18 protein-coding genes and 2 pseudogenes are annotated in these 21746 nt (G+C 60.2%); 16 read left to right on the top strand and 4 right to left on the bottom strand.

The window, feature by feature from the left end; translation table 11 throughout:
• The 12 genes and pseudogenes from IQK56_RS31260 to IQK56_RS23350 all read left to right on the top strand — a co-directional run.
• On the top strand, window positions 1-78 hold a 78-nt coding region (locus IQK56_RS31260), incomplete at its 5' end, for a hypothetical protein (protein ID WP_246500271.1).
• Window positions 79-249: 171 nt separating this feature from the next.
• On the top strand, window positions 250-738 hold the full coding sequence (locus IQK56_RS23400; protein WP_017735732.1) for an Hcp family type VI secretion system effector: 489 nt from the start codon (window positions 250-252) through the stop codon (window positions 736-738).
• A gap of 93 nt (window positions 739-831) precedes the next feature.
• Window positions 832-1347 (top strand): type VI secretion system baseplate subunit TssE, encoded by a 516-nt coding sequence (gene tssE / locus IQK56_RS23395; protein WP_193862080.1) that lies wholly within the window; start codon window positions 832-834, stop codon window positions 1345-1347.
• Window positions 1344-3202: pseudogene (gene tssF, locus IQK56_RS23390) on the top strand (type VI secretion system baseplate subunit TssF). Before tssE ends, tssF begins: the two are co-directional and overlap by 4 nt.
• Complete coding sequence (gene tssG, locus IQK56_RS23385) at window positions 3166-4209, top strand: type VI secretion system baseplate subunit TssG (protein ID WP_122308324.1); 1044 nt, start codon at window positions 3166-3168, stop codon at window positions 4207-4209. Before tssF ends, tssG begins: the two are co-directional and overlap by 37 nt.
• Window positions 4202-6856, top strand: coding sequence for a type VI secretion system ATPase TssH (tssH, locus tag IQK56_RS23380; protein ID WP_193862079.1), 2655 nt, complete (start codon window positions 4202-4204; stop codon window positions 6854-6856). Before tssG ends, tssH begins: the two co-directional genes overlap by 8 nt.
• Before the next feature lie 148 nt (window positions 6857-7004).
• Entirely contained in the window at window positions 7005-8948 is a 1944-nt protein-coding gene (locus IQK56_RS23375; RefSeq protein ID WP_193862078.1) for a type VI secretion system Vgr family protein, read from the top strand.
• 14 nt (window positions 8949-8962) lie between these two features.
• Window positions 8963-9397, top strand: coding sequence for a DcrB-related protein (locus tag IQK56_RS23370; RefSeq protein WP_003176954.1), 435 nt, complete (start codon window positions 8963-8965; stop codon window positions 9395-9397).
• Between the two features lie 12 nt (window positions 9398-9409).
• Window positions 9410-13786 carry an RHS repeat-associated core domain-containing protein gene (locus IQK56_RS23365; RefSeq protein WP_193862077.1) on the top strand — a complete coding sequence of 1459 codons (4377 nt, stop codon included), beginning with the start codon at window positions 9410-9412 and terminating at the stop codon, window positions 13784-13786.
• Window positions 13780-14331 carry a hypothetical protein gene (locus IQK56_RS23360; protein ID WP_193862076.1) on the top strand — a complete coding sequence of 184 codons (552 nt, stop codon included), beginning with the start codon at window positions 13780-13782 and terminating at the stop codon, window positions 14329-14331. Before IQK56_RS23365 ends, IQK56_RS23360 begins: the two co-directional genes overlap by 7 nt.
• Window positions 14328-14636 carry a hypothetical protein gene (locus tag IQK56_RS23355; RefSeq protein WP_193862075.1) on the top strand — a complete coding sequence of 103 codons (309 nt, stop codon included), beginning with the start codon at window positions 14328-14330 and terminating at the stop codon, window positions 14634-14636. Before IQK56_RS23360 ends, IQK56_RS23355 begins: the two co-directional genes overlap by 4 nt.
• A gap of 98 nt (window positions 14637-14734) precedes the next feature.
• Window positions 14735-15397: a hypothetical protein gene (locus IQK56_RS23350; RefSeq protein ID WP_193862074.1), complete on the top strand. Its 663-nt coding sequence runs from the start codon at window positions 14735-14737 to the stop codon at window positions 15395-15397.
• A gap of 91 nt (window positions 15398-15488) precedes the next feature.
• Here the strand turns inward: IQK56_RS23350 and IQK56_RS23345 are convergent, their stop codons facing one another.
• The 3 genes and pseudogenes from IQK56_RS23345 to IQK56_RS23335 all read right to left on the bottom strand — a co-directional run bounded on the left by IQK56_RS23345 (window position 15489) and on the right by IQK56_RS23335 (window position 17307).
• Window positions 15489-15764, bottom strand: a complete 276-nt coding sequence (locus tag IQK56_RS23345) for an HU family DNA-binding protein (protein ID WP_003176958.1) — start codon at window positions 15762-15764, stop codon at window positions 15489-15491.
• Window positions 15765-15955: 191 nt separating this feature from the next.
• Window positions 15956-17103: pseudogene (locus IQK56_RS23340) on the bottom strand (NAD(P)/FAD-dependent oxidoreductase).
• A 36-nt stretch (window positions 17104-17139) separates the two neighbouring features.
• Window positions 17140-17307, bottom strand: coding sequence for a rubredoxin (locus IQK56_RS23335; protein WP_032884447.1), 168 nt, complete (start codon window positions 17305-17307; stop codon window positions 17140-17142).
• A 196-nt stretch (window positions 17308-17503) separates the two neighbouring features.
• Between IQK56_RS23335 and IQK56_RS23330 the strand changes: the two genes are divergently transcribed.
• Entirely contained in the window at window positions 17504-18067 is a 564-nt protein-coding gene (locus tag IQK56_RS23330) for a chorismate--pyruvate lyase family protein (protein ID WP_122306672.1), read from the top strand.
• Window positions 18067-18957 (top strand): 4-hydroxybenzoate octaprenyltransferase, encoded by an 891-nt coding sequence (ubiA, locus tag IQK56_RS23325; RefSeq protein WP_193862073.1) that lies wholly within the window; start codon window positions 18067-18069, stop codon window positions 18955-18957. The genes IQK56_RS23330 and ubiA overlap by 1 nt, the downstream gene beginning before the upstream one ends.
• 112 nt (window positions 18958-19069) lie before the next feature.
• Here ubiA and IQK56_RS23320 read toward each other — a convergent pair whose 3' ends face one another.
• The gene (locus tag IQK56_RS23320) at window positions 19070-19447 is read right to left on the bottom strand and encodes a COG4315 family predicted lipoprotein (protein ID WP_122306674.1); all 378 of its coding nucleotides are present in this window, start codon (window positions 19445-19447) and stop codon (window positions 19070-19072) included.
• Between the two features lie 155 nt (window positions 19448-19602).
• Between IQK56_RS23320 and phoB the strand changes: the two genes are divergently transcribed.
• Complete coding sequence (gene phoB, locus IQK56_RS23315; RefSeq protein ID WP_003231714.1) at window positions 19603-20292, top strand: phosphate regulon transcriptional regulator PhoB; 690 nt, start codon at window positions 19603-19605, stop codon at window positions 20290-20292.
• 133 nt (window positions 20293-20425) lie between these two features.
• Complete coding sequence (phoR, locus tag IQK56_RS23310; RefSeq protein ID WP_246500270.1) at window positions 20426-21712, top strand: phosphate regulon sensor histidine kinase PhoR; 1287 nt, start codon at window positions 20426-20428, stop codon at window positions 21710-21712.
• Window positions 21713-21746: the final 34 nt, after the last annotated feature.

The raw sequence follows: 21746 nt of genomic DNA, 5'->3' as shown, positions 1-21746 counted from the left end.
CGCCCGCACTATCAGCTTGAAGGGCTGACTGTATCGCTGCGCCTGGTATCGAAGCTGCCTTCGGCGAAAAGCGCCTAACCCACGGATGAGCTGGCTCGTTCTGTGGGAGGGGGCTTGCCCCCGATAGCATCACTGGGGTGTGACTGACACACCGAGGTGCCTGCATCGGGGCAAGCCCCCTCCCACACAAAAGCACTGCCCATTTGGAGTCACTCAAATTCAGTGGCAAGAGCCACACAGGGAGAAAACATGGCTGTTGATATTTTCATCAAGATCGGCGACATCAAGGGCGAGTCCATGGACAAGGCCCACAAGGACGAAATCGACGTACTGAACTGGAGCTGGGGCATGGCCCAGTCCGGCAACATGCACGTGGGCGGCGGTGGCGGCGCGGGCAAGGTGAATATCCAGGACCTGTCGCTGACCAAGTACGTCGACAAAGCTTCGCCGAACCTGATGATGCACTGCGCCAGCGGCAAGCACATCGACAAGGTCAAGCTGACCGTGCGCAAGGCCGGTGGTGAAAGCCAGGTCGAGTACATGGTGATCAACCTGGAAGAAGTGCTAGTCACCTCCCTGAGCACGGGTGGTTCGGGTTCCGATGACCGCCTGACCGAGAACGTCACCCTGAACTTCGCCCAAGTGATGGTCGACTACCAGCCGCAGAAAGCCGACGGCACCAAAGACGGCGGCGCGATCAAGTTTGGCTGGAACATCCGTTCCAACACCAAGCGCTGATAGCCCTTGTGGCCATGGCTTCGCGCCATGGCCCAAGACCCCTGCCACTCGCAAAAAACGTCCCTCTCACAACTCGTCCGTGGAGCTGCTTTGGTGGTAACTGAAATCGCTTCCCGCGACCGTCTGCAACCGTCCCTGCTGGACCGGTTGACCGACGACGACCCAACCAATCCCAAGGAAAGCGCCGACAAACGCGTGCTGTCCCTGACCCAATTGAAAGCCTCGGTCTTGCGCGACCTGGCGTGGCTGCTCAACACCACGTCGTTGCTCGATGCCGATGCCACGCTGCACACCCTGGCCGGCACTTCGGTGGTCAATTACGGCCTGCCTGCATTGGCGGGCAACAGCGTTTCCAGTGTCGACATCAAGGCTCTGGAAGCCCTGATCTACCAGGCCATCGCCACCTTTGAGCCACGCATTTTGCGCCACACCCTGCGTGTCAAAGCCCGGGTCGGCCATGGCGAAATGAACCACAACGCCCTGAGTTTCGAGATCGAAGGCGACCTGTGGGCGCAACCGGTGCCGTTGCGCCTGTTGCTGCAAACCGACCTCGACCTGGAGTCCGGCCACGTGCGCGTGGTCAATGCCGACCAGCGGAGACGCCCATGAATCCGCGCCTGCTGGAGCTGTACAACCAGGAACTGCACCACGTGCGCGAAAGCGCGGCGGAGTTCGCCAAGGAATACCCGAAGATCGCCAGTCGGCTGACGTTGTCCGGTATGGACTGCGCCGACCCGTACGTCGAACGCTTGCTCGAAGGCTTTGCCTACCTCACGGCCCGCGTGCAGCTCAAGCTCGACGCCGAGTACCCGACCTTCACCCACAATCTGCTGGAAATCGCCTACCCGCATTACCTGGCGCCAACCCCGTCGATGACCGTGGTGCAGTTGCAGACCGATCCCGACGAAGGCTCCCTGGCCAGCGGTTTCCCCCTGCCCCGCGACACCGTCTTACGCGCAGCCCTGGGCCGCGAAACCCAGACCTGCTGCGAGTACCGCACCGCCCATCCGGTGACGTTGTGGCCGTTGCAGGTCAGCAACGCCGAATACTTCGGCAACCCCGCCGCCGTGCTCGGCCGCCTGGCCGCCAGCGAACCCAAGGCCAAGGCCGGTTTGCGCCTGACCCTGCGCACCGGCGCCGAATTGCCGTTCAACAGCCTTGATCTGGACAACCTGCCGCTGTACCTCAGCGCGCCGACGAGCAACCGTTCCGCCTCTACGAGCAACTGCTGGGCAACGCCTGCGCGGTGTTCGCGCGCAAGCCTGGCGGTGATTGGGTTGAGCGCCTGCCCCAGGACGCACTGCGCTCCCGGGGTTTTGACGATGTCGACGCGGCCATGCCGGTGGTCGCACGGGCGTTCCAGGGCTATCGGTTGTTGCAGGAGTACTTCGCCCTGCCCCATCGCTTCCTGTTCGTCGAATTCGCCGAGCTGAGCCGTGCGGTCAAACGCTGCGATGGCCAGGAGCTGGAGCTGATCGTGCTGTTCGACCGCCACGAACCGAGCCTGGAAGGCAGCGTCGGCGCGGCGCAGTTCCTGCCGTTCTGCACGCCGGCGATCAACCTGTTCCCCAAGCGCGTGGACCGTATCCACTTGTCCGACCGGGTCAACGAACACCATGTGATCGCCGACCGCACGCGGCCGATGGATTTCGAGATTCACTCGCTCAGCGGCATCACCGGCCACGGCACCGGGCCGGAGCAACCGTTTTTACCGTTCTACGCGGTGCGTGACCCGTCCCGTTATGGCCGTGACCAGGCCTACTACACGGTGCGTCGCGAGCCCCGCGTGCTGTCCAGCGACCAACGTCGCAACGGCCCGCGCTCCACCTACGTGGGCAGCGAAACGTTCGTCAGCCTGGTGGACAGTCGCCAAGCCCCCTACGGCCACGACTTGCGCCAACTGGGCGTGACGGCGCTGTGCACCAACCGCGACCTGCCGTTATTCATGAGCGTGGGCAATGGCAAGACCGACTTCACCCTGGCCGACAGCGCCCCGGTGCTGGCCGTGCGCTGCGTGGCGGGCCCGAGTCGCCCGCGTGCCAGCCATGCCCATGACGCCAAGGCCTGGCGCCTGATCAGCCAGCTGTCACTCAACTACCTGTCTTTGAGCGAGCAAGGCCAGGGCGCAGGCGCCTTGCGCGAACTGCTGCGCCTGTACGGCGACAGCAACGATGCGGCGCTGCAATTGCAAATCGAAGGCCTGCGCGACGTCAGCAGCAAAGCCGTGACCCGCCGCCTGCCGATGCCCGGCCCGATTGTGTTTGGCCGTGGCCTTGAGATCACATTGGAATTCGATGAAAACGCGTTTCGCGGCACCGGCGTGTTCCTGCTCGGTGCGGTGCTGGAGCGCTTCCTGGCACGCTACGTGTCGATCAACAGCTTTACCGAGACGGTGATCCGTACCACCGAACGCGGCGAGATCATGCGATGGAAAGCCAAGCCCGGGCGGCGTCCGACCCTGTGAGTACCCTGGATGCGATGCATCAGGAGCCCTGGGAATACGATTTCTTCCAGGCGTTGCGGCGTATCGAGTGCGAATCGCCCGAGCTGCCGCGCCTGGGCCATTCCCTGCGCCTGGCGGATGACCCGCTGCGTCTTGGGCAACAGGCCGATTGCACCTTCGCCCCGGCCACGTTGGCCTCGGTCGACCCCGGTGGCGACGGCAAGCCGGCGCGGCTGGAGCAGTTCTTTTTCGGCCTCGGCGGCCCCAACGGCCCGCTGCCGCTGCACATCACCGAGTATGTGCGTGAGCGCCAGCGCAACAACGCCGACAGCACCAGCAAGCAGTTTTTGGATGTGTTCCATCACCGTCTGCTCAGCCTGTTTTATCGGGCCTGGGCCGAGGCGCGGCCGACGGTCAGCCATGACCGCCCGGACGATGACTACTGGTCTGCACGCCTCGCCGCCCTGAGTGGCCGGGGCATGCCAAGCCTGCTCAACCAAGGGCTGATTCCCGACACCGCGAAGCTGCATTACAGCGGCCATCTGTCCGCGCAAACCCGCTACCCGGATGGCTTGAAGGCGATCCTCAGCGAGTATTTCGGCCTGCCGGTGGAGATTGAAGAATACGTCGGCCAATGGCTGGAGCTGCCCGAGCGCAGCCGCGTGAGTGTCAGCGCCAACCGGTTGGGCGTGGACTTCTGCCTGGGCAGCCATGTGTGGGACCGCCAGCATAAATTCCGTATCCGCCTTGGCCCACTCACGTTGGATGACTACATGGGCATGCTGCCCGGCCAACAGCCGTTCAACGAGCTGGTGGCGTGGGTCGCCGAGTACCTGGGCCATGAATTGGACTGGGATCTGAACCTGGTTTTGCAACAACCCGAAGTGCCGGCGCTGCAACTCAACGGCCAGTTCCGCCTGGGCTTCAACACCTGGCTCGGCCGCCCTGCGGTTGATGCCAACGACCTAATCCTGGCCCGGCATTACGCCGATCACGCCACCACCTCAAGGAATCCAGAGCATGGGTGAAATCAGTCGCGCCGCGTTGTTCGGCAAACTCAACAGCGTGGCCTACAAGGCCATCGAAGCCGCCACGGTGTTCTGCAAATTGCGCGGTAACCCGTATGTGGAACTGGCCCACTGGTTTCACCAGCTGCTGCAATTGCAGGACTCGGACCTGCACCGCATCATCCGCCAGTTCAACGTCGAGCCGGCGCGCCTGGCCCGTGACCTGACCGAAGCCCTGGACCGCCTGCCACGTGGCTCGACGTCGATCACCGACCTGTCGTCCCATGTGGAGGAAGCCGTGGAACGCGGCTGGGTCTACGGCAGCCTGATGTTCGGCGAAAGCCAGGTGCGCACCGGTTACCTGGTGCTGGGCATCCTCAAGACGCCAAGCCTGCGCCATGGGTTGCTGGGCTTGTCGGCGGAGTTCGACAAGATCAAGGCCGAGGCCCTGAGCGAACGCTTTGACGAGTACGTCGGCGACTCGCCGGAAAATGCTCTGAGCGCCAGCGACGGCTTCAACGCCGGGGTGCCAGGCGAAGCCAGCGGCGCGATGGCGCCGAGTGCGATGGGCAAGCAGGAAGCGCTCAAGCGTTTCACCGTGGACCTGACCGAACAGGCGCGCAGCGGCAAGCTCGACCCGATTGTTGGCCGCGATGAAGAGATTCGCCAGTTGGTCGACATCCTCATGCGCCGACGCCAGAACAACCCGATCCTTACCGGTGAAGCCGGGGTGGGCAAGACCGCCGTGGTCGAGGGTTTTGCCCTGCGCATCGTCGCCGGTGACGTGCCGCCGGCACTGAAAGACGTGGAACTGCGCAGTCTCGACGTGGGCCTGCTGCAAGCCGGCGCCAGCATGAAAGGCGAGTTCGAACAGCGCCTGCGCCAGGTCATCGAAGACGTGCAGGCGTCACCCAAGCCGATCATCCTGTTCATCGACGAAGCCCACACGCTGGTGGGTGCCGGTGGCGCCGCCGGAACGGGTGATGCGGCCAACCTGCTCAAGCCCGCCCTCGCCCGTGGCACCTTGCGTACCGTGGCCGCCACCACCTGGGCCGAGTACAAGAAGCACATCGAGAAAGACCCGGCCCTGACCCGCCGCTTCCAGGTGGTGCAAGTCGCCGAGCCATCGGAAGACAAAGCCCTGCTGATGATGCGCGGCGTGGCCTCGACCATGGAAAAACACCACCAGGTGCAGATCCTCGACGAAGCGCTGGAAGCGTCGGTGAAGCTGTCTCACCGCTACATCCCGGCGCGCCAGTTGCCGGATAAATCCGTGAGCCTGCTGGACACCGCCTGCGCCCGCGTCGCCATCAGCCTGCACGCCGTACCGGCCGAAGTGGACGACAGCCGCCGCCGCATCGAAGCCCTGGAAACCGAGCTGCAAATCATCGCCCGCGAGCATGCCATCGGCGTCGACATTGGTGCACGCCAGAGCAACAGCGAAGCCTTGCTGACGGCCGAGCGTGAGCGCCTGGCGACGCTGGAAAGCCGTTGGGCCGAAGAGAAAACCCTGGTGGATGAGTTGCTCGCCACCCGTGCGACCCTGCGCGAAAAGGCCGGGGTGGTGGACAGCGGCAACGATGAGTTGCGTGCGCAACTGGTCGACTTGCAACAGCGCCTCACCGCGCTGCAAGGCGAAACCCCGCTGATCCTGCCGACCGTGGATTACCAGGCCGTGGCCTCGGTGGTCGCTGACTGGACCGGTATTCCGGTGGGCCGCATGGCCCGCAACGAACTGGAAACCGTGCTCAACCTCGATCAGCACCTGAAGAAACGCATCATCGGCCAAGACCATGCCTTGCAGATGATCGCCAAGCGCATCCAGACCTCCCGCGCCGGCCTCGACAACCCGAGCAAGCCGATTGGCGTGTTCATGCTCGCCGGCACCTCGGGCGTGGGCAAGACCGAAACCGCCCTGGCCCTGGCCGAAGCCATGTACGGCGGTGAGCAGAACGTGATCACCATCAACATGAGCGAATTCCAGGAAGCCCACACGGTATCGACCCTCAAGGGCGCGCCACCGGGCTATATCGGCTACGGCGAAGGCGGCGTGCTGACCGAAGCGGTGCGGCGCAAGCCCTACAGCGTGGTGCTGCTGGACGAGGTGGAAAAAGCCCACCCGGACGTGCATGAGATTTTCTTCCAGGTATTCGACAAGGGCGTGATGGAAGACGGCGAAGGTCGCGTGATCGACTTCAAGAACACCCTGATCCTGTTGACCACCAACGCTGGCACGGAGCTGATTTCCCAGGTCTGCAAAGACCCGGCGAACATCCCCGAGCCCGAAGAAATCGCCAAGGCCCTGCGCCAGCCGCTGCTGGAGATTTTCCCGCCGGCGCTGCTGGGCCGCCTGGTAACGATTCCGTACTACCCGCTGAGTGACACGATGCTCAAGGCGATTACCCGCCTGCAGCTCAACCGCATCAAGAAGCGCGTGGAAAATACCCACAAAGTCGCCTTCGACTACGACGACGCGGTGGTCGACCTGATCGTCTCGCGCTGCACCGAAACCGAAAGCGGCGGGCGCATGATCGACACCATCCTCACCAACAGCTTGTTGCCGGACATGAGCCGTGAGTTCCTCACGCGCATGCTCGAAGGCAAGGCGTTGGCGGGGGTGCGGATCAGCAGCCGGGATAACGAGCTGCACTACCAGTTCAACGATTGACCTGACGGAACGCGGAAAAAAATGTGGGAGGGGGCTTGCCCCCGATGGCGGTGAATCAGTCACCTGATGCATCAACTGACACACCCTCATCGGGGGCAAGCCCCCTCCCACATTCGGACTGGGTTCCTTCAGTTATTAGGGTACTTCAATGCTTTTTAACCAAGCCTCACGCCTGGCCAAGATCACCAGCCCCCTCGGGCCGGATGTGCTGTTGCTCAATGAAATGGGCGGCGGTGAAGAACTGGGGCGGCTGTTCAACTATGAGCTGCAACTGACGTCCCTGGACGCCAACATCGATCTCAACCAGTTGCTGGGCAAGCCGATGAGCGTCGGCGTGCAACTGGCGGACGGTGGCGAGCGGCACTTCAACGGCATCGTTGCGCGCTGCAGCCAGAACATCGACCGGGGCCAGTTCGCCAGTTACCAAGTGACGCTGCGCCCCTGGTTCTGGCTGCTCAGCCGCACCTCGGACTGCCGGATTTTCCAGAACCAGAGCATCCCGCAGATCATCAAGCAGGTGTTCCGCGACCTGGGTTTTTCCGACTTTGAAGACGCCCTGAGCCGGCCGTACCGCGAGTGGGAATACTGCGTGCAGTACCGCGAGACCAGCTTCGATTTCGTCAGCCGCCTGATGGAACAGGAAGGCATCTACTACTTCTTCCGTCATGAACAGGACCGCCACGTGCTGGTGCTGGCCGACGCCTATGGCGCCCACACCACCGTGCCGGGCTATGCGTCGATCCCGTATTACCCCAAGGATGAGCAGCAGCGCGAACGCGACCACATGCACAACTGGCACCTGGCGCAGGAAGTGCAGCCAGGCTCCCTGGAGCTCAACGACTACGACTTCCAGCGCCCCAGCGCCAGCATCGACGTGCGCTCGGCCATGCCGCGCCCGCACACTGCCGGCGACTACCCGCTGTACGACTACCCCGGCACTTACGTGCAAAGCGCCGACGGCGAACACTACGCGCGCACCCGCATCGAAGCCCTGCAAACCCTGCATGAGCAGATCGAGTTCAACGGCAACGCACGCGGCCTCGGTTCCGGCCACCTGTTCAGCCTCACGGGCTTCAGCCGCCAGGACCAGAACCGCGAATACCTGATCGTCGGCTGCCGCTATTACATCGCCCAGGAAAGCCTGGAAAGCGGTGGCGGCTCAGGCTCCGCTCAGTTCGAAAGCAGCCTGACCTGCATCGACGCCCAACAAAGCTTCCGCCCATTGGCCAACACCCACCGCCCCATCGTCAAAGGCCCGCAGACCGCCTTGGTGGTGGGCCCCAAAGGCGAGGAAATCTGGACCGACCAGTACGGCCGCGTGAAGGTGCACTTCTACTGGGACCGCCACGACCAGTCCAACGAAAACAGCTCGTGCTGGATTCGCGTGTCGCAATCCTGGGCCGGCAAGAACTGGGGCTCGATGCAGATTCCACGGATCGGCCAGGAAGTGATTGTCAGCTTCCTCGAAGGCGATCCCGACCGGCCGATCATCACCGGCCGGGTGTACAACGCCGAGCAGACGGTACCGTACGACCTGCCGGAAAACGCCACCCAGAGCGGCATGAAGAGTCGCTCCAGCAAGGGCGGCACACCGGCCAACTTCAATGAAATCCGCATGGAGGACAAGAAGGGGTTGGAGCAGTTGTATATCCATGCCGAGCGCAATCAGGACATTGTGGTGGAGGTGGATGAGAGCCATTCGGTGGGGCATGACCGCAATAAAAGCATCGGGCATGACGAGGTAGTGACGATTGGCAACGACCGCGTGCGTGCGGTCAAGCATGACGACATGCTTATGGTGGGGTTCAGCAAAACCGACGCCATCAGCAAGAGCTATCTAATTGAAGTGGGCGAAAACTTGCGCCTGGTTTGCGGCAAAAGCGTGCTGGAGCTCAACGCCAGCGGCCAGATCAACCTCACGGGTGTGCAGATCAATGTGTATTCCGAGGGCAGCTCCGAGATCAACACCGGCGGCAATCTGCATTTGAACATTGGCGGCAAAGGCGGTACCACACCCATGGGCCAAGGGGTCAAGGGTGAAATCGACGCGGCCGTCAACTCCATGTTTCCCAAGCCGCCTTCCGGCCAATAACGAGATTCCGTTTCATGACCTATCAACTCAATGAACTGCAATTCACGCTGCCCAGCGATGACGTTCAAGATGCTTCCATCAATATCCTGAAATTCGCTGCTCTGGGTACGTCGTTGATCGTCAGCCGTAGCCTTCTAGATGAGAGTGAAACGCTGCAAAGCAACTTCGAAGAGCAACTGGCGAAGCTGGAGAAGCAGGTACAAGACTTGCGCTACCAACCGGCCAAGGCACTTCGTGTAGGCGCTGCGCAGGATATAGACGCCATCGAAGTGCATAACCAGTTCAGCAAGGGCACCGAGCGTATTCATCAATACCAGTTAGCGCTTGTCATACCCGGCACTCGGCAGATGCTTGCCCTGAGTTATGTCAAAGCCCAACCCCTGGGAGATGCTGAAAGCGCCCATTGGGCAACCATCAAAAGCACCCTGCAGCTGAATCCCAAGCCTTGAAGTCCCTCATCCATGTCTGACGCTCTCTGGGCGGCACGTCTCGGCGACGGCCTGCTGCACACCTCGGCGATGGCCGATATCCTGGGCGGCGTGCTGGAAATTGCGGCCAACATCGCTATTACGGCCGTCGCCACTGCTGCGATTGTGGCCGCCACCGGTATTACCGTCGTTACCGGCGGTCTGGGCTGCTTTGTGCTCGGCGCGGTGGTGGGCATCATCGTCGGTATAGGCATGAGCAAGACGGGGGCGGACAAGGGGCTGACAAAGGTTTGTGACTGGATAGGCAATGCGTTATTCCCGCCGGTGGTGATGGCAACCATCGCCACCGGCTCCCACAACACTTTTACCAACGGCATACCCTCTGCACGTGCCGCAGGCGCTATCGGCCCAGTCAGTTCGCAACCCGCCGAAGGTGGTAGTCCCGAAGAAGCCAGCTACCTTGACATGGCCAAGGGTTTCTTCTCGCAGATGTGGCGACCCACAGTGGCGGTTCCTGCACCAGGCGCAGTACCCAAACCGCTGGATATTGTGATCTGCACCAAACATCCACCGATGCCGCCGCAGTTTATTGCCGAAGGCTCCAGCAAGGTCACTATCAACGGTCAGCCGGCCGCCCGCAGCGGTGACCGAAGTACCTGCGACGCCTCGATTGTCGAGTCGGGGATGATCTCCAGCAACGTGCGTATTGGCGGAAGCCCCGTGGTGGTGCGCGAGATCCGCAGTGGCAAGACACCCGGTGTCGGGCTGGCGGTGACCGCACTGTTGATGCTGCGTGGTGGCGGTTCCAAGTTTTTCAGCAAGCTGCCGTGCATGGTCGTTGGTGGACTGGTGTCGTGGGGCACCAGCCAAGTGACCAATGCCATTACCTCTGCAGTAGTAGGCTCGCCCAACCCGGTACACAGCTCCACTGGCGCGAAAATTCTTGATGGGGAAGACGATCTGGACTTCGCCCTGCCCGGCCTGCTCCCTATCGAGTGGCAGCGCTACTACAGCAGTCGGGACGAGCGTCGCGACGGTCTGTTCGGTGCCAGCTGGAGCGTGATCTACGAGGTCTGCGTCGAGATTGGCGTACACCCCGAAGGTGGGGAACGGCTGGTCTATATCGATGAGCAAGCGCGACAGATCGACATGGGCGTCATCCCACTGGGCGGTGCCGTATTCAGCGCAGGAGAAGGCTTGAGCGTACGGCGCAATACCAATGGCCAACTACTGATTGAAAGCGTTGATGGGCTCTATCGGCTATTCGAACCAACGCCAGGCACTGCCTCACGCCTGCGCCTTAGCCAATTGGGGGATCGCAACGACAACCGAATCTTCCTCGACTATGACGTACAGGGTCGGCTGAGCCACTTACGAGATACGTTCGACCATGTGCGTGTCGAACTTGTTTACAGCCAGCAATGGCCGGCGCGAGTGGAGCAAGTCGAGCGGCTATACCCCGATCACAGCCGGGAAACCCTTGTCAGTTACAGCTACGATTCTCGCGGCGACCTGGCCGAAGTACGCGATACCGCCGGGCTCACGCAACGGCGCTTCGCCTACGACAGCGGTCAGCGCATGGTCGAGCACCAGTTGCCCACCGGACTGCGCTGCTATTACCAGTGGGCCTGCCTGGACGGCAGCGAATGGCGCGTGGTGCGGCACTGGACCGACGAGGGCGACGAGTACCAGTTCGACTATGACCTGGCGGCCGGCGTGACACGCATTACTGATGGCTTGCAGCGTCTCAGCACACGCCGCTGGAACTCGCAGTACCAGATCACTGAGTACACCGACAACCTGGGAAAGACGTGGCAATTCGAATGGAATGAGGAGCGTCAGTTGCTCAGCGCGACTGACCCACAAGGCGGCAAATGGCAGTTCGGCTACGACGAGTCCGGCAACCTGTGCAGCACTCAGGATCCGTTGGGGCGTATCGAGTCGACGTTGTGGCTGGAGCATTGGTCGCTGCCGTTGGTGGAGACCGATGCGGCAGGCCACGCGTGGCAATATCAGTACGACCAGCGAGGCAATTGCGTCAGCGAAGTCGACCCCTTGGGGCACGCCACACTTTATCGTTATGACACCTTTGGCCAAGTGGTGGAGATCATCGATGCCACGGGTAAAAGCAAAACTCTGCGCTGGAATGAAACCGGACAGTTAATCCAGCATATCGATTGCTCGGGGTATCCCACAGCGTTCGAGTACGACCGCCAGGGCCATTTGCAGGTGGTCGTCGACGCCTTGGGTGAGCGGCAGAGCTATCGACACGACGGCCAGGGCCGGCTGTTGCAGACCGAAATGCCGGACGGTCGCACCGAACAGTACCTGCGCGACACAAGCGGTCTGTTGATCGGTTATACCGATGCAGCGGGTCACACCACCCGCTACCAATACGGCCGCCGCGGGCAAGTGCGCCAACGAATAGATGCCCACGGCCGGCAGATTGAGTTCCGCTATGACGCCTACGGACACCTCCAAACCCTGACCAATGAAAATGGTGAGAGTTACCGCTTTACCTGGGACCCGTGCGACCGCCTCGTGGAACAACAAGACCTCGACGGCAGCGCCCGACGTTATGCCTATGACCTTCTGGATAACGTAGCCGCCGTTGAGTACGTGCCCACCGGGCAGACACCTGAGCCTTCAAGTGTGCATCGACTCGAACGAGATGCAGTGGGCCGCTTGCTGTTGAAACAAACCGATGATGGTCGCACCGAATACGCCTACGACCCGTTGGACCAACTCACCGCTGTCACCTTCATCGGCAATGACGAAACCACCCAGGCACTGGCCTTCGCCTACGACGCGCGCGGCCAGTTGCTCATCGAACAAAGCGCCGCCGGCAGCCTGAACTACCACTACGATGAGCTCGGCAACCTGATCCAGACGCAGTTGCCCGACGGCCGCTGGCTCAACCGCCTTTATTACGGCAGCGGCCACCTGCACCAGATCAACCTCGACGGCCGCGTCATCTGCGACTTCGAGCGCGACCGCCTGCACCGTGAAGTCCTGCGTACCCAAGGCCAGATCACCACGCGCAGCGAATATGACCGCAGCGGCCGCCTGCGCTCACGGATACGCCGTCCCAATGGCCAGCCCACACAACTGCCGGCCGCCCAGCAAAAACACTTCGACTATGACCCGGCCGATAATCTGATCGGCCGCCTGGAGCGGGACCGGGAAAAACACCAGGACCAACGCCAACTGCTGCACTACGACGCGACCGGGCGAATCATCGCCAGCCAGGACAGCCTGCACGGCCAGCGTGAAACCTTCGCCTACGACGCCGCCGCCAACCTGCTGGACGGCCCACAGGCCAGTGCGGGCCTGGTGGTGCATAACAAACTGCTGACCTATCAGGACAAGCGCTATCGTTACGACGGCTTTGGCCGAATGATCGAAAAGCGCAGTGCCCTGCGCGGCGTACAGCTCTTTGCCTACGACGCAGAGCATCGCCTGATCGAAGTCCGCAGCCAGAAAGACGGGCGAGAAACGGTCGTGAAAATGACCTATGACCCGCTCGGCCGGCGCATCGCTAAAACCGAACATGACAGCAACGGTTATCCGTTGGGCGAAACCCGCTTTGATTGGGAGGGTTTGCGCCTGTTGCAGGAGCACCGGCATAGCCAGACCAGCCTCTATATCTATGAAGAAGACGGTTATGTACCGCTGGCTCGATTGGACGGCACGGGTGAGCATCAACGTGTGCGCTACTACCACAACGACCTGAATGGATTGCCGGAACAGCTGACTGAAGCCGATGGGAAGACCGTGTGGCAGGCGCGGTATCGGGTGTGGGGGAATACGACTGAAGAGGTGCGTGAGCCGTACTTTATTGAAGAGCAGAATTTGCGGTTTCAGGGGCAGTACCTGGATCGGGAGATCGGGCTGCACTACAACACGTTTCGGTTTTATGATCCGGATGTGGGGCGGTTTACGACGCCGGATCCGATTGGGTTGGCGGGTGGATTCAATCTTTACCAGTACGCGCCAAACCCCATCGGCTGGATTGACCCATGGGGATGGGCAGGTGACCCTGCGAAAGCTACCCATATCACCTACGTCGGCGTGAAAGACGGTAAGCCTTATGTGGGCTATGCCAGCAAGCCTGGGTTCGGACACTCCGCCCAAGATGTGTTGAACTATCGCTACCCTAACAAGCGTATTTTTGATGTGGCGCCGGAGGCAGTATTCAAAGGGGAAGGGCAAAAAGGAAAGGATATCGCAAGAGGCTTGGAGCAAAGGATATATGACGAAAAATTGAAAGAAGGCGCTGTTGCAAATAGACAACGTCCCGTAGGCCCAAATAATAAAAGAGGGAAAATTTATTTGGCCGCCGCCGACAAGCATAGAGGTTTTAAACCTCAAACAACCAATGGTAAAAATAAAGGCCCTGGAAGATGCTGAAGAAAATTGCGTGGCAAGAAAACAAGGTCCTCAGTTTGAAACTGAAAGATGAACTATACACGCTTGTCCAAATGCGTGAAGACTACTACCTGCAGTTTTTTGATTTGACAAGTAATGAGGATACTTGGACAGATGTAGACCTCGAAAAGGTCGACACGTTATTTTTTATTTTCACGTCCACACAGGCTTTGAAGGGCCTCGCCATCAGCGAACCGTCCTTGGATAAAATCTCCATAGATAAACGCGTTCCCGAAAAAAAAATGTTGAGAGCTATTATTGGCGGTAATTACGGCGCAGATCTTATCGAACTGACTGATTCTTTTGAAACGCTCGATGCGGTCACACTAAAAAGCAATTTAACATTAGCCGATGACCTGAATACTATTTACAAATATGAATTATCAGGCATGCTCGGCGACCCAGAAAAGTTGCGAAATCGCTTAATAAATTATTTTGACAACGGAATCAACTGGGATAAGTCCAAAGAATTTTTGTTCAAGGGTATTTCTCCTCCATCCGCAAAAAGCAGAAACCAGCAGCTATGAAAAGAAAAGAGCTAGAAGATTACCAAATACATGGCTTTACTTTAGAAGGCGAAGAAAGCCTTATTGACAAAATAAATCCAATACTCAAAAGCCTTGTCCTACACTTACTCGATCTTCCTGAAAATGCGTCTAAACAAACCATCTTAAATTGCTTCAAAAACTGCATGCTTAGCATCAATAACTTCGAAGACGAGATCGAAACCATAGAGCGCGAATCCATACTTGAATTTTTTTATACCTTAGGAGAAATTGTGAACCTTGATCCAGCATCAGAATACGCCGAGGAGTGGCGAGGCGACTGGTAAAAGATCTACGGACAAAGGGGACGGATTTATTTAAGCATCGTCTAGCCAAACAAATGCGAAATTTAAATAAATCCGTCCCCTTATCATTGAGACACCTTATGAAAAAAATGACGGCCGCTGAAAAAAAGGCAATCACTCAAGACTGGAAAGAAGTGACAGGGACTTATGAAATATATAAACCCCTTCACTTACTAAAGCGTAACGGCCCTCTGTTGACCGGCATTTACCTCAAGCCCGTTTATGGTGAGGAACACTATGTCCCGGTATTCCACACCCACTCATTGATGACGTCCTTCCCGGTGGTCTCCCTGGTCGCGCCGACATCACTATTAAACAGTAAGGGTGTTGAGGAATCGATAAGTCCTTTGCGCCACTCAAATAAGTTCGAAGCACTTGTTGAGTGTTTTCGATCGCAATGTCCTACTGCGTTCCTCGATACAATTTCATGCACCACGCTGGACTCTATTTATCAAATTACTGTTGCCGGTAGAGATAACTTTCCAGTACAGGCCATGACCGACAACATATTGTTATTGGCTTGGTGCAAGAAGAGTGCAATGGCCCACGAACGCATCGAGCATTACAAGTCGATCCTTCAAGGATGGCCGGAAGGTGTGACTCAGCGCGTAGGCGGAGCAGCAGGATGGGAGCGTGAAGTCAAAACGCTGATGGCCCCGGAGCATCTTGAACACTCCGTTGCACAAGAATTAAAAAAGTTCAAACTGAGCCATTTCCCGGATCACTCGCTTGTGTGTGATTAACCAGCGAGCCCCCACAAAAAATGGGCACCCGACCCAGTCGGCGTGCCCATTCTTCTTACCGCCCCGCCTCCCTTCGAGACGGTACTGCGCGTTAAGCGTTAACGGTATCTTTCAGCGATTTACCCGGTTTGAACGCAACGGTGTTGCTCGCCTTGATTTTCACAGGCTCGCCGGTTTGCGGGTTTTTGCCGGTGCGGGCGCCGCGGTGGCGTTGCAGGAAGGTGCCGAAGCCAACCAGGGTGACGCTGTCCTTGCGGTGCAGGGCGCCGGTGATTTCTTCGAGAACGGCGTTGAGGACGCGGTTGGCCTGTTCTTTGGTGAGATCCGCTTTTTCAGCGATTGCGGCTGCGAGTTCTGGTTTACGCATGTGTGAAGCCTCTTTGACGGTTTTTTGTTGTTATGTCCGTGCCGCTCTCTGACGGAACGGCGCCCAAAGCGCCGCAGGCTCTACTCTGCGGCAGACGGAAGTGAGGATGGCATGCCCTCGCACGCTCCGCCAGCCTCGCGGCGACCTTTCTGGGGTGAAAAACGTGCTTATTCCGACAGAACGACCAGCATTTACGCCAGCAGCGGCGGAAGTTCTTTGTTGAGGGCGAGTTTTTCCATCACGGCGGTGCCGGTCAGTGCATAACCCAACAGGCGGCCGCTGGCGTCGCGGCACAGGGCCTTGATGTCGGCGCCCTGGCCCTCGACGCTCCACACGCCTTCGGTGCCCCGTGGCGGTGGCGAAACCACCAGCGGGCAGACCGGGGTTTTCACGGTGACGGGCATCGGGCCGTAGCTGACGGCGGTCGCGTTGCCGGCCAGGGTCTGGGCCAGGGCGCGGGCGCAGGTCATCAGGGGCATGACGTACAGAAGATTAAGGCCGTCGACCTCGGCGCAGTCGCCCAGGGCGTAGATATTGGCGTGGGAGGTCTTGAGGTGGCGGTCCACCATGATCCCACGGTTGATTTGCAGGCCGGCAGCGGCCGCCAGGTCCACACGCGGACGCAGGCCGATGGCCGATACCACCAGGTCGCAGGGGATCACTTCACCGTCCGACAGATGCGCTTCCAGTCCGTCTGCCGTGCGCTGCAAGCGGTTGAGCACCGGGCCCAGGTGGAACCGCGCACCCAGGCCTTCCAAGCCAGCCTGTACAGCGGCAGCGGCCGCCGGGTGCAGCAGGGTTGGCATCACTTGCTCGCACGGGGCGACCAGGTCGATTTCATAGCCGCCGAGGATCAGGTCGTTGGCGAATTCACAGCCGATCAGGCCGGCGCCCAGCAGCAGCACGCGGCGTTTGCCGGCCGCAGCAGTGCGAAAGCGCGCGTAGTCTTCGAGGTCGTTGATCGGGAAAATCAGTTCAGCCGCGTCGCCTTCAACCGGGACGCGCACGGTTTCTGCACCCCACGCCAGGATCAGGTCGCGGTAAGCCACGGCTTCCTCGCCGATCCACAGGCGCTTGTGGCCCGGATCGATGCCGCTGACGCGGGTGTGGGTACGCACTTCGGCCTTGAGTTGCTCGGCCATCGTGCCCGGTTCGGCCATGCTCAGGCCATCGGCTTCCTTGTTTTTGCCAAAGCCGGTGGAGAGCATGGGCTTGGAGTAGGAACGCCCATCATCTGCGGTGATCAGCAGCAAAGGGGTTTCGCTGTCGAGCTTGCGAACTCCCGAGCTACGTTGTAACCGGCCAGTCCTGTGCCGATGATCACGACAGGTGCGTTCATTCCTTTCTCCTTGTAGTACGTTTCTTAAATTAGGGATTAAGCGATTTCAATCATTTCGAAATCCATTTTGCCCACGCCGCAATCCGGGCACAGCCAGTCTGCCGGGACATCTTCCCAACGAGTGCCGGGCGCAATGCCGTCATCAGGCCAGCCGTCTGCTTCGTTGTAGATAAGGCCACAGACGATACATTGCCACTTCTTCATTACTTACTTCCTCAGGTTCAGGCATCTTGGCCGGCGGTCGATGGATCCTGCGTTGCCGCACGGCTCAGGGCGTTTTGTACTGATCGGGGCCGGCAGATGCAAGCGCGATCGACGCAAGGTGCCGGTTGAACCCGGCAAAAGTCCAGGGTGCCATGGTAAGCTCGCCGCCTCTTTTGCTGCCAATTACTGACTCTCCGTGCCGCACTCAATCGCCCTCCCCGATGCTTGCCAATGGCTGATCCAGAGCCGTTTGAGCCCTCTGCCCACGCCCTTGACCCTCAATTGGCTGTTCGATGAAGGCTCGCTGACACGGCGGCTGACGTGGCTGTCCCACGACGGTTTCAGCGTGACGCCGCTGTTCGAAGGCTGGCAGCCGCTGCGCGACGATGAGTGCGCGGCCCTGCACCTGGCCCCGGCGACTGTTGGCTGGGTGCGCGAGGTGTATCTGCGCGGGCACGGCCAACCGTGGGTGTTTGCCCGCAGCGTGGCGGCGCGCAGTGCCTTGCAGGGCGACGGGCTGCACATGGATGAGTTGGGCAGCCGCTCTCTGGGCGAGTTGCTGTTCTGCGATCAAGCGTTCACGCGCCAGGCCATCGAGGTGTGCCATTACCCACGGCAATGGCTGCCGACGGCCGATCAGGCCGACGGGCTGTGGGCGCGCCGCTCACGTTTTGATCGTGGGTCGCTGAGCGTGCTGGTGGCGGAAATCTTCCTGCCGGGCTTCTGGCACGCGTTGCATGACCATCCGGAGAACTGTTGATGTACCAACGTCTGCTCAAATCCCTGAACCGCCTGAATCCCAGGGCCTGGGACTTCATTCAGTTGACCCGCATGGACAAGCCCATCGGCATCTACCTGCTGCTGTGGCCGACGCTGTGGGCGCTGTGGATTGCCGGCAAGGGTTCGCCATCCTTCAGCAATATCGTGATTTTCGTACTGGGGGTGGTGCTCACCCGGGCCGGTGGCTGCGTAATCAATGACTGGGCCGATCGCAAGGTTGATGGCCATGTGAAACGCACCGAGCAACGCCCGTTGGTGAGCGGCAGGATCAGTTCCAAAGAGGCGTTGGTGTTTTTTGCGGTGTTGATGGGCATCAGTTTTCTGCTGGTGCTGCTGACCAACGCCACCACCATCCTGTTATCCCTGGGCGGATTGGCGCTGGCGGCGAGCTACCCGTTCATGAAGCGCTACACCTATTACCCGCAGGTGGTATTAGGCGCCGCGTTCTCCTGGGGTATGCCGATGGCGTTCACCGCCGAAACGGGCCACCTGCCAGCCACGGCGTGGTTGTTGTACATCGCCAACCTGCTGTGGACGGTGGGCTATGACACCTATTACGCGATGACCGACCGTGACGACGACTTGAAGATCGGCGTGAAGTCCACCGCGATCCTGTTCGGCGATGCCGACCGCGTGATCATCCTGACCCTGCAGAGCCTGGCGCTGGTGTGCCTGTTGCTGGCAGGGGTGCGGTTCGAGCTGGGTGGCTGGTTCCATCTGGGGTTGCTGGCGGCGGCGGGCTGCTTTGCCTGGGAATTCTGGTACACCCGCGACCGGGACCGCATGAAGTGCTTCAAGGCGTTTTTGCACAACCACTGGGCGGGGTTGGCGATTTTCGTGGGGATTGTCCTGGATTACGCGTTGCGCTGAGGTTTTGTGGCGCCTGTACCGACGCCATCGGGGGCAAGCCCCCTCCCACAGGGGTACGCATTCCAACTGTGGGAGGGGGCTTGCCCCCGATGCTTTTAGCGGCGCCGCCGGTTCAAGGCTTGATGACGTGCCACGCGCCCCCCTTGCCATCCCCAGTCTTGTCCCCAGCCTTGTGGTCATCCTTGTAGGTGTAGACGGGTTTGCCTTTGTAGGCCCACTGACTGGTCTGGTCATCGCGGGTGATGACGGTCCAATCGCCCGTCTTTGTGTCTGTGGATTCAGCTTTCAGCGGCGGCCAGTTGGTCGCGCACTGATCCTTGCACACCGACTTGCCGTCGGCATCCTTATCGAAGGTGTAGAGCGTCATGCCCTTGTGATCCACCAGCATGCCGCCTTGGGTCATCGCCGGCTCTGCCGCAAACGCCAGGCCTGGCAGCGTCAGCGCGGCCGTTACCAGCAGGGCTTTCCAGGAAACAATACGGTAAGTCATCGGAACCTTCCTTTTGTGGTTGTCAGGATTCGGACCCAAAGGGTAGTCCAGAGTGCCGTGATTTGCCCGAGCGACTAAATTACTGTCACACGACTGCAATAATTCCGTTATCTAATGCGGCGCAAGACAGTTAAATGACAAGAGGATTTTTGAGCATGGTTGGCAGGAGCATTCTGATTGTTGACGACGAAGCGCCCATCCGCGAGATGATCGCCGTTGCGTTGGAAATGGCCGGCTACGACTGCCTGGAGGCGGAGAACTCCCAGCAGGCCCATGCCATTATCGTCGACCGCAAGCCGGACCTGATCCTGCTGGACTGGATGCTGCCCGGCACCTCCGGCATCGAACTGGCCCGTCGCCTCAAGCGTGATGAGCTGACCGGGGACATCCCGATCATCATGCTCACCGCCAAGGGCGAAGAGGACAACAAGATCCAGGGCCTGGAAGTCGGCGCGGATGACTACATCACCAAACCCTTTTCCCCACGGGAGTTGGTAGCGCGTCTGAAGGCTGTTTTACGCCGCGCCGGCCCGACCGACGGCGAAGCGCCGATTGAAGTCGGCGGCCTGATCCTCGACCCGATCAGCCATCGCGTCACCATCGATGGCACGCCGGCCGAGATGGGCCCTACCGAATACCGCCTGCTGCAATTTTTCATGACCCACCAGGAACGCGCCTATACCCGTGGCCAGCTGCTGGACCAGGTGTGGGGCGGCAACGTATATGTGGAGGAGCGCACCGTCGACGTGCATATCCGCCGCTTGCGCAAAGCCTTGGGCGATGCCTACGAGAATCTGGTACAAACCGTGCGCGGCACCGGCTACCGGTTTTCAACCAAAGGTTGAGCGACAAGTAATTAGCCACAAGCCGCAAGTTCAAAGCGGGGCTGCGTTAGCTTGGAGCTTGCAGCTTGAAACTTGAAACTGCTCCGAAGGACGCACCTTGAACCAGAACTGGCATGGCACCCTGATCCGCCACATGCTCCTGTTGATCACCGGCTGCCTGTTGGTCGGGTTGATCAGCGGCTATTACGGCTGGAGCCTGGCCATCGGCATCGGCCTGTACCTGGGCTGGACCCTCAAGCAACTGCTGCGCCTGCACGAATGGTTGCGCCAGCATAAACCCGACGAAGCACCACCCGACGGCTACGGCCTGTGGGGCGAGGTGTTCGACAGCATCTACCACCTGCAACGCCGCGACCAACGGGTGCGCGGGCGCCTGCAAGCGGTGATCGACCGGGTGCAGGAGTCCACCGCCGCGCTCAAGGACGCGGTGATCATGCTCGACAGCGACGGCAACCTGGAATGGTGGAACCGCGCCGCCGAGACCCTGCTGGGCCTCAAGACGCCCCAGGACAGTGGCCAGCCGGTGACCAACCTGGTACGCCACCCGCGCTTCAAGGAATACTTTGAGCAGGACAATTACGAAGAAGCCCTGGAAATCCCCTCGCCGACCAACGACCGGGTGCGCATCCAGCTGTACCTGACGCGCTACGGCAACAACGAGCACCTGATGCTGGTACGCGACGTGACGCGCATCCATCAGTTGGAGCAAATGCGCAAAGACTTCGTCGCCAACGTCTCCCACGAGTTGCGCACGCCGCTGACGGTGATCTGCGGCTATCTGGAGACGCTGCTGGACAACGTCGACGAGATCAACCCGCGCTGGAGCCGTGCCCTGCAACAGATGCAGCAACAAGGTTCGCGCATGCAGACCCTGCTCAACGACCTGCTGCTGCTGGCCAAGCTTGAGGCCACCGATTACCCCTCGGACAACCATCCGGTGGGGGTGCAAGGCCTGTTGCAGACCATCAAGAATGACGCCCAGGCCCTTTCAGGCGAACGCGGGCAGCAGATCAGCCTGGAAGCCGACCCACAGGTGTTGCTCAAGGGCAGCGAGGGCGAATTGCGCAGCGCGTTCTCCAACCTGGTGTTCAACGCCGTGAAGTACACCCAGGACAAGGGCACCATCCGTATCCGCTGGTGGGCCGACGAGCAAGGCGCACACCTGAGCGTGCAGGACTCCGGTATCGGCATCGACGCCAAGCACCTGCCGCGCCTGACCGAGCGTTTCTACCGCGTCGACTCCAGCCGCAATTCCAATACCGGCGGCACCGGGCTGGGCCTGGCGATCGTCAAGCATGTGCTGCTGCGCCACCGTGCACGCCTGGAAATCAGCAGCGTGCTGGGGCACGGCAGCACCTTTACCTGCCATTTTCCGCCGGCGCAGGTGACGCGTTCGCGGCTCGTCGGGAATGACGAATAATCCGAACACAACACAGCTGGAAATGTGGGAGGGG

Origin of the sequence: Pseudomonas cyclaminis (assembly GCF_015163715.1) — a bacterium.
Taxonomy (GTDB): Bacteria; Pseudomonadota; Gammaproteobacteria; order Pseudomonadales; family Pseudomonadaceae; genus Aquipseudomonas; species Aquipseudomonas cyclaminis.
The sequence above is the reverse complement of the archived record's forward strand: the minus strand, read 5'-3'. Positions and strand labels throughout refer to the sequence as shown.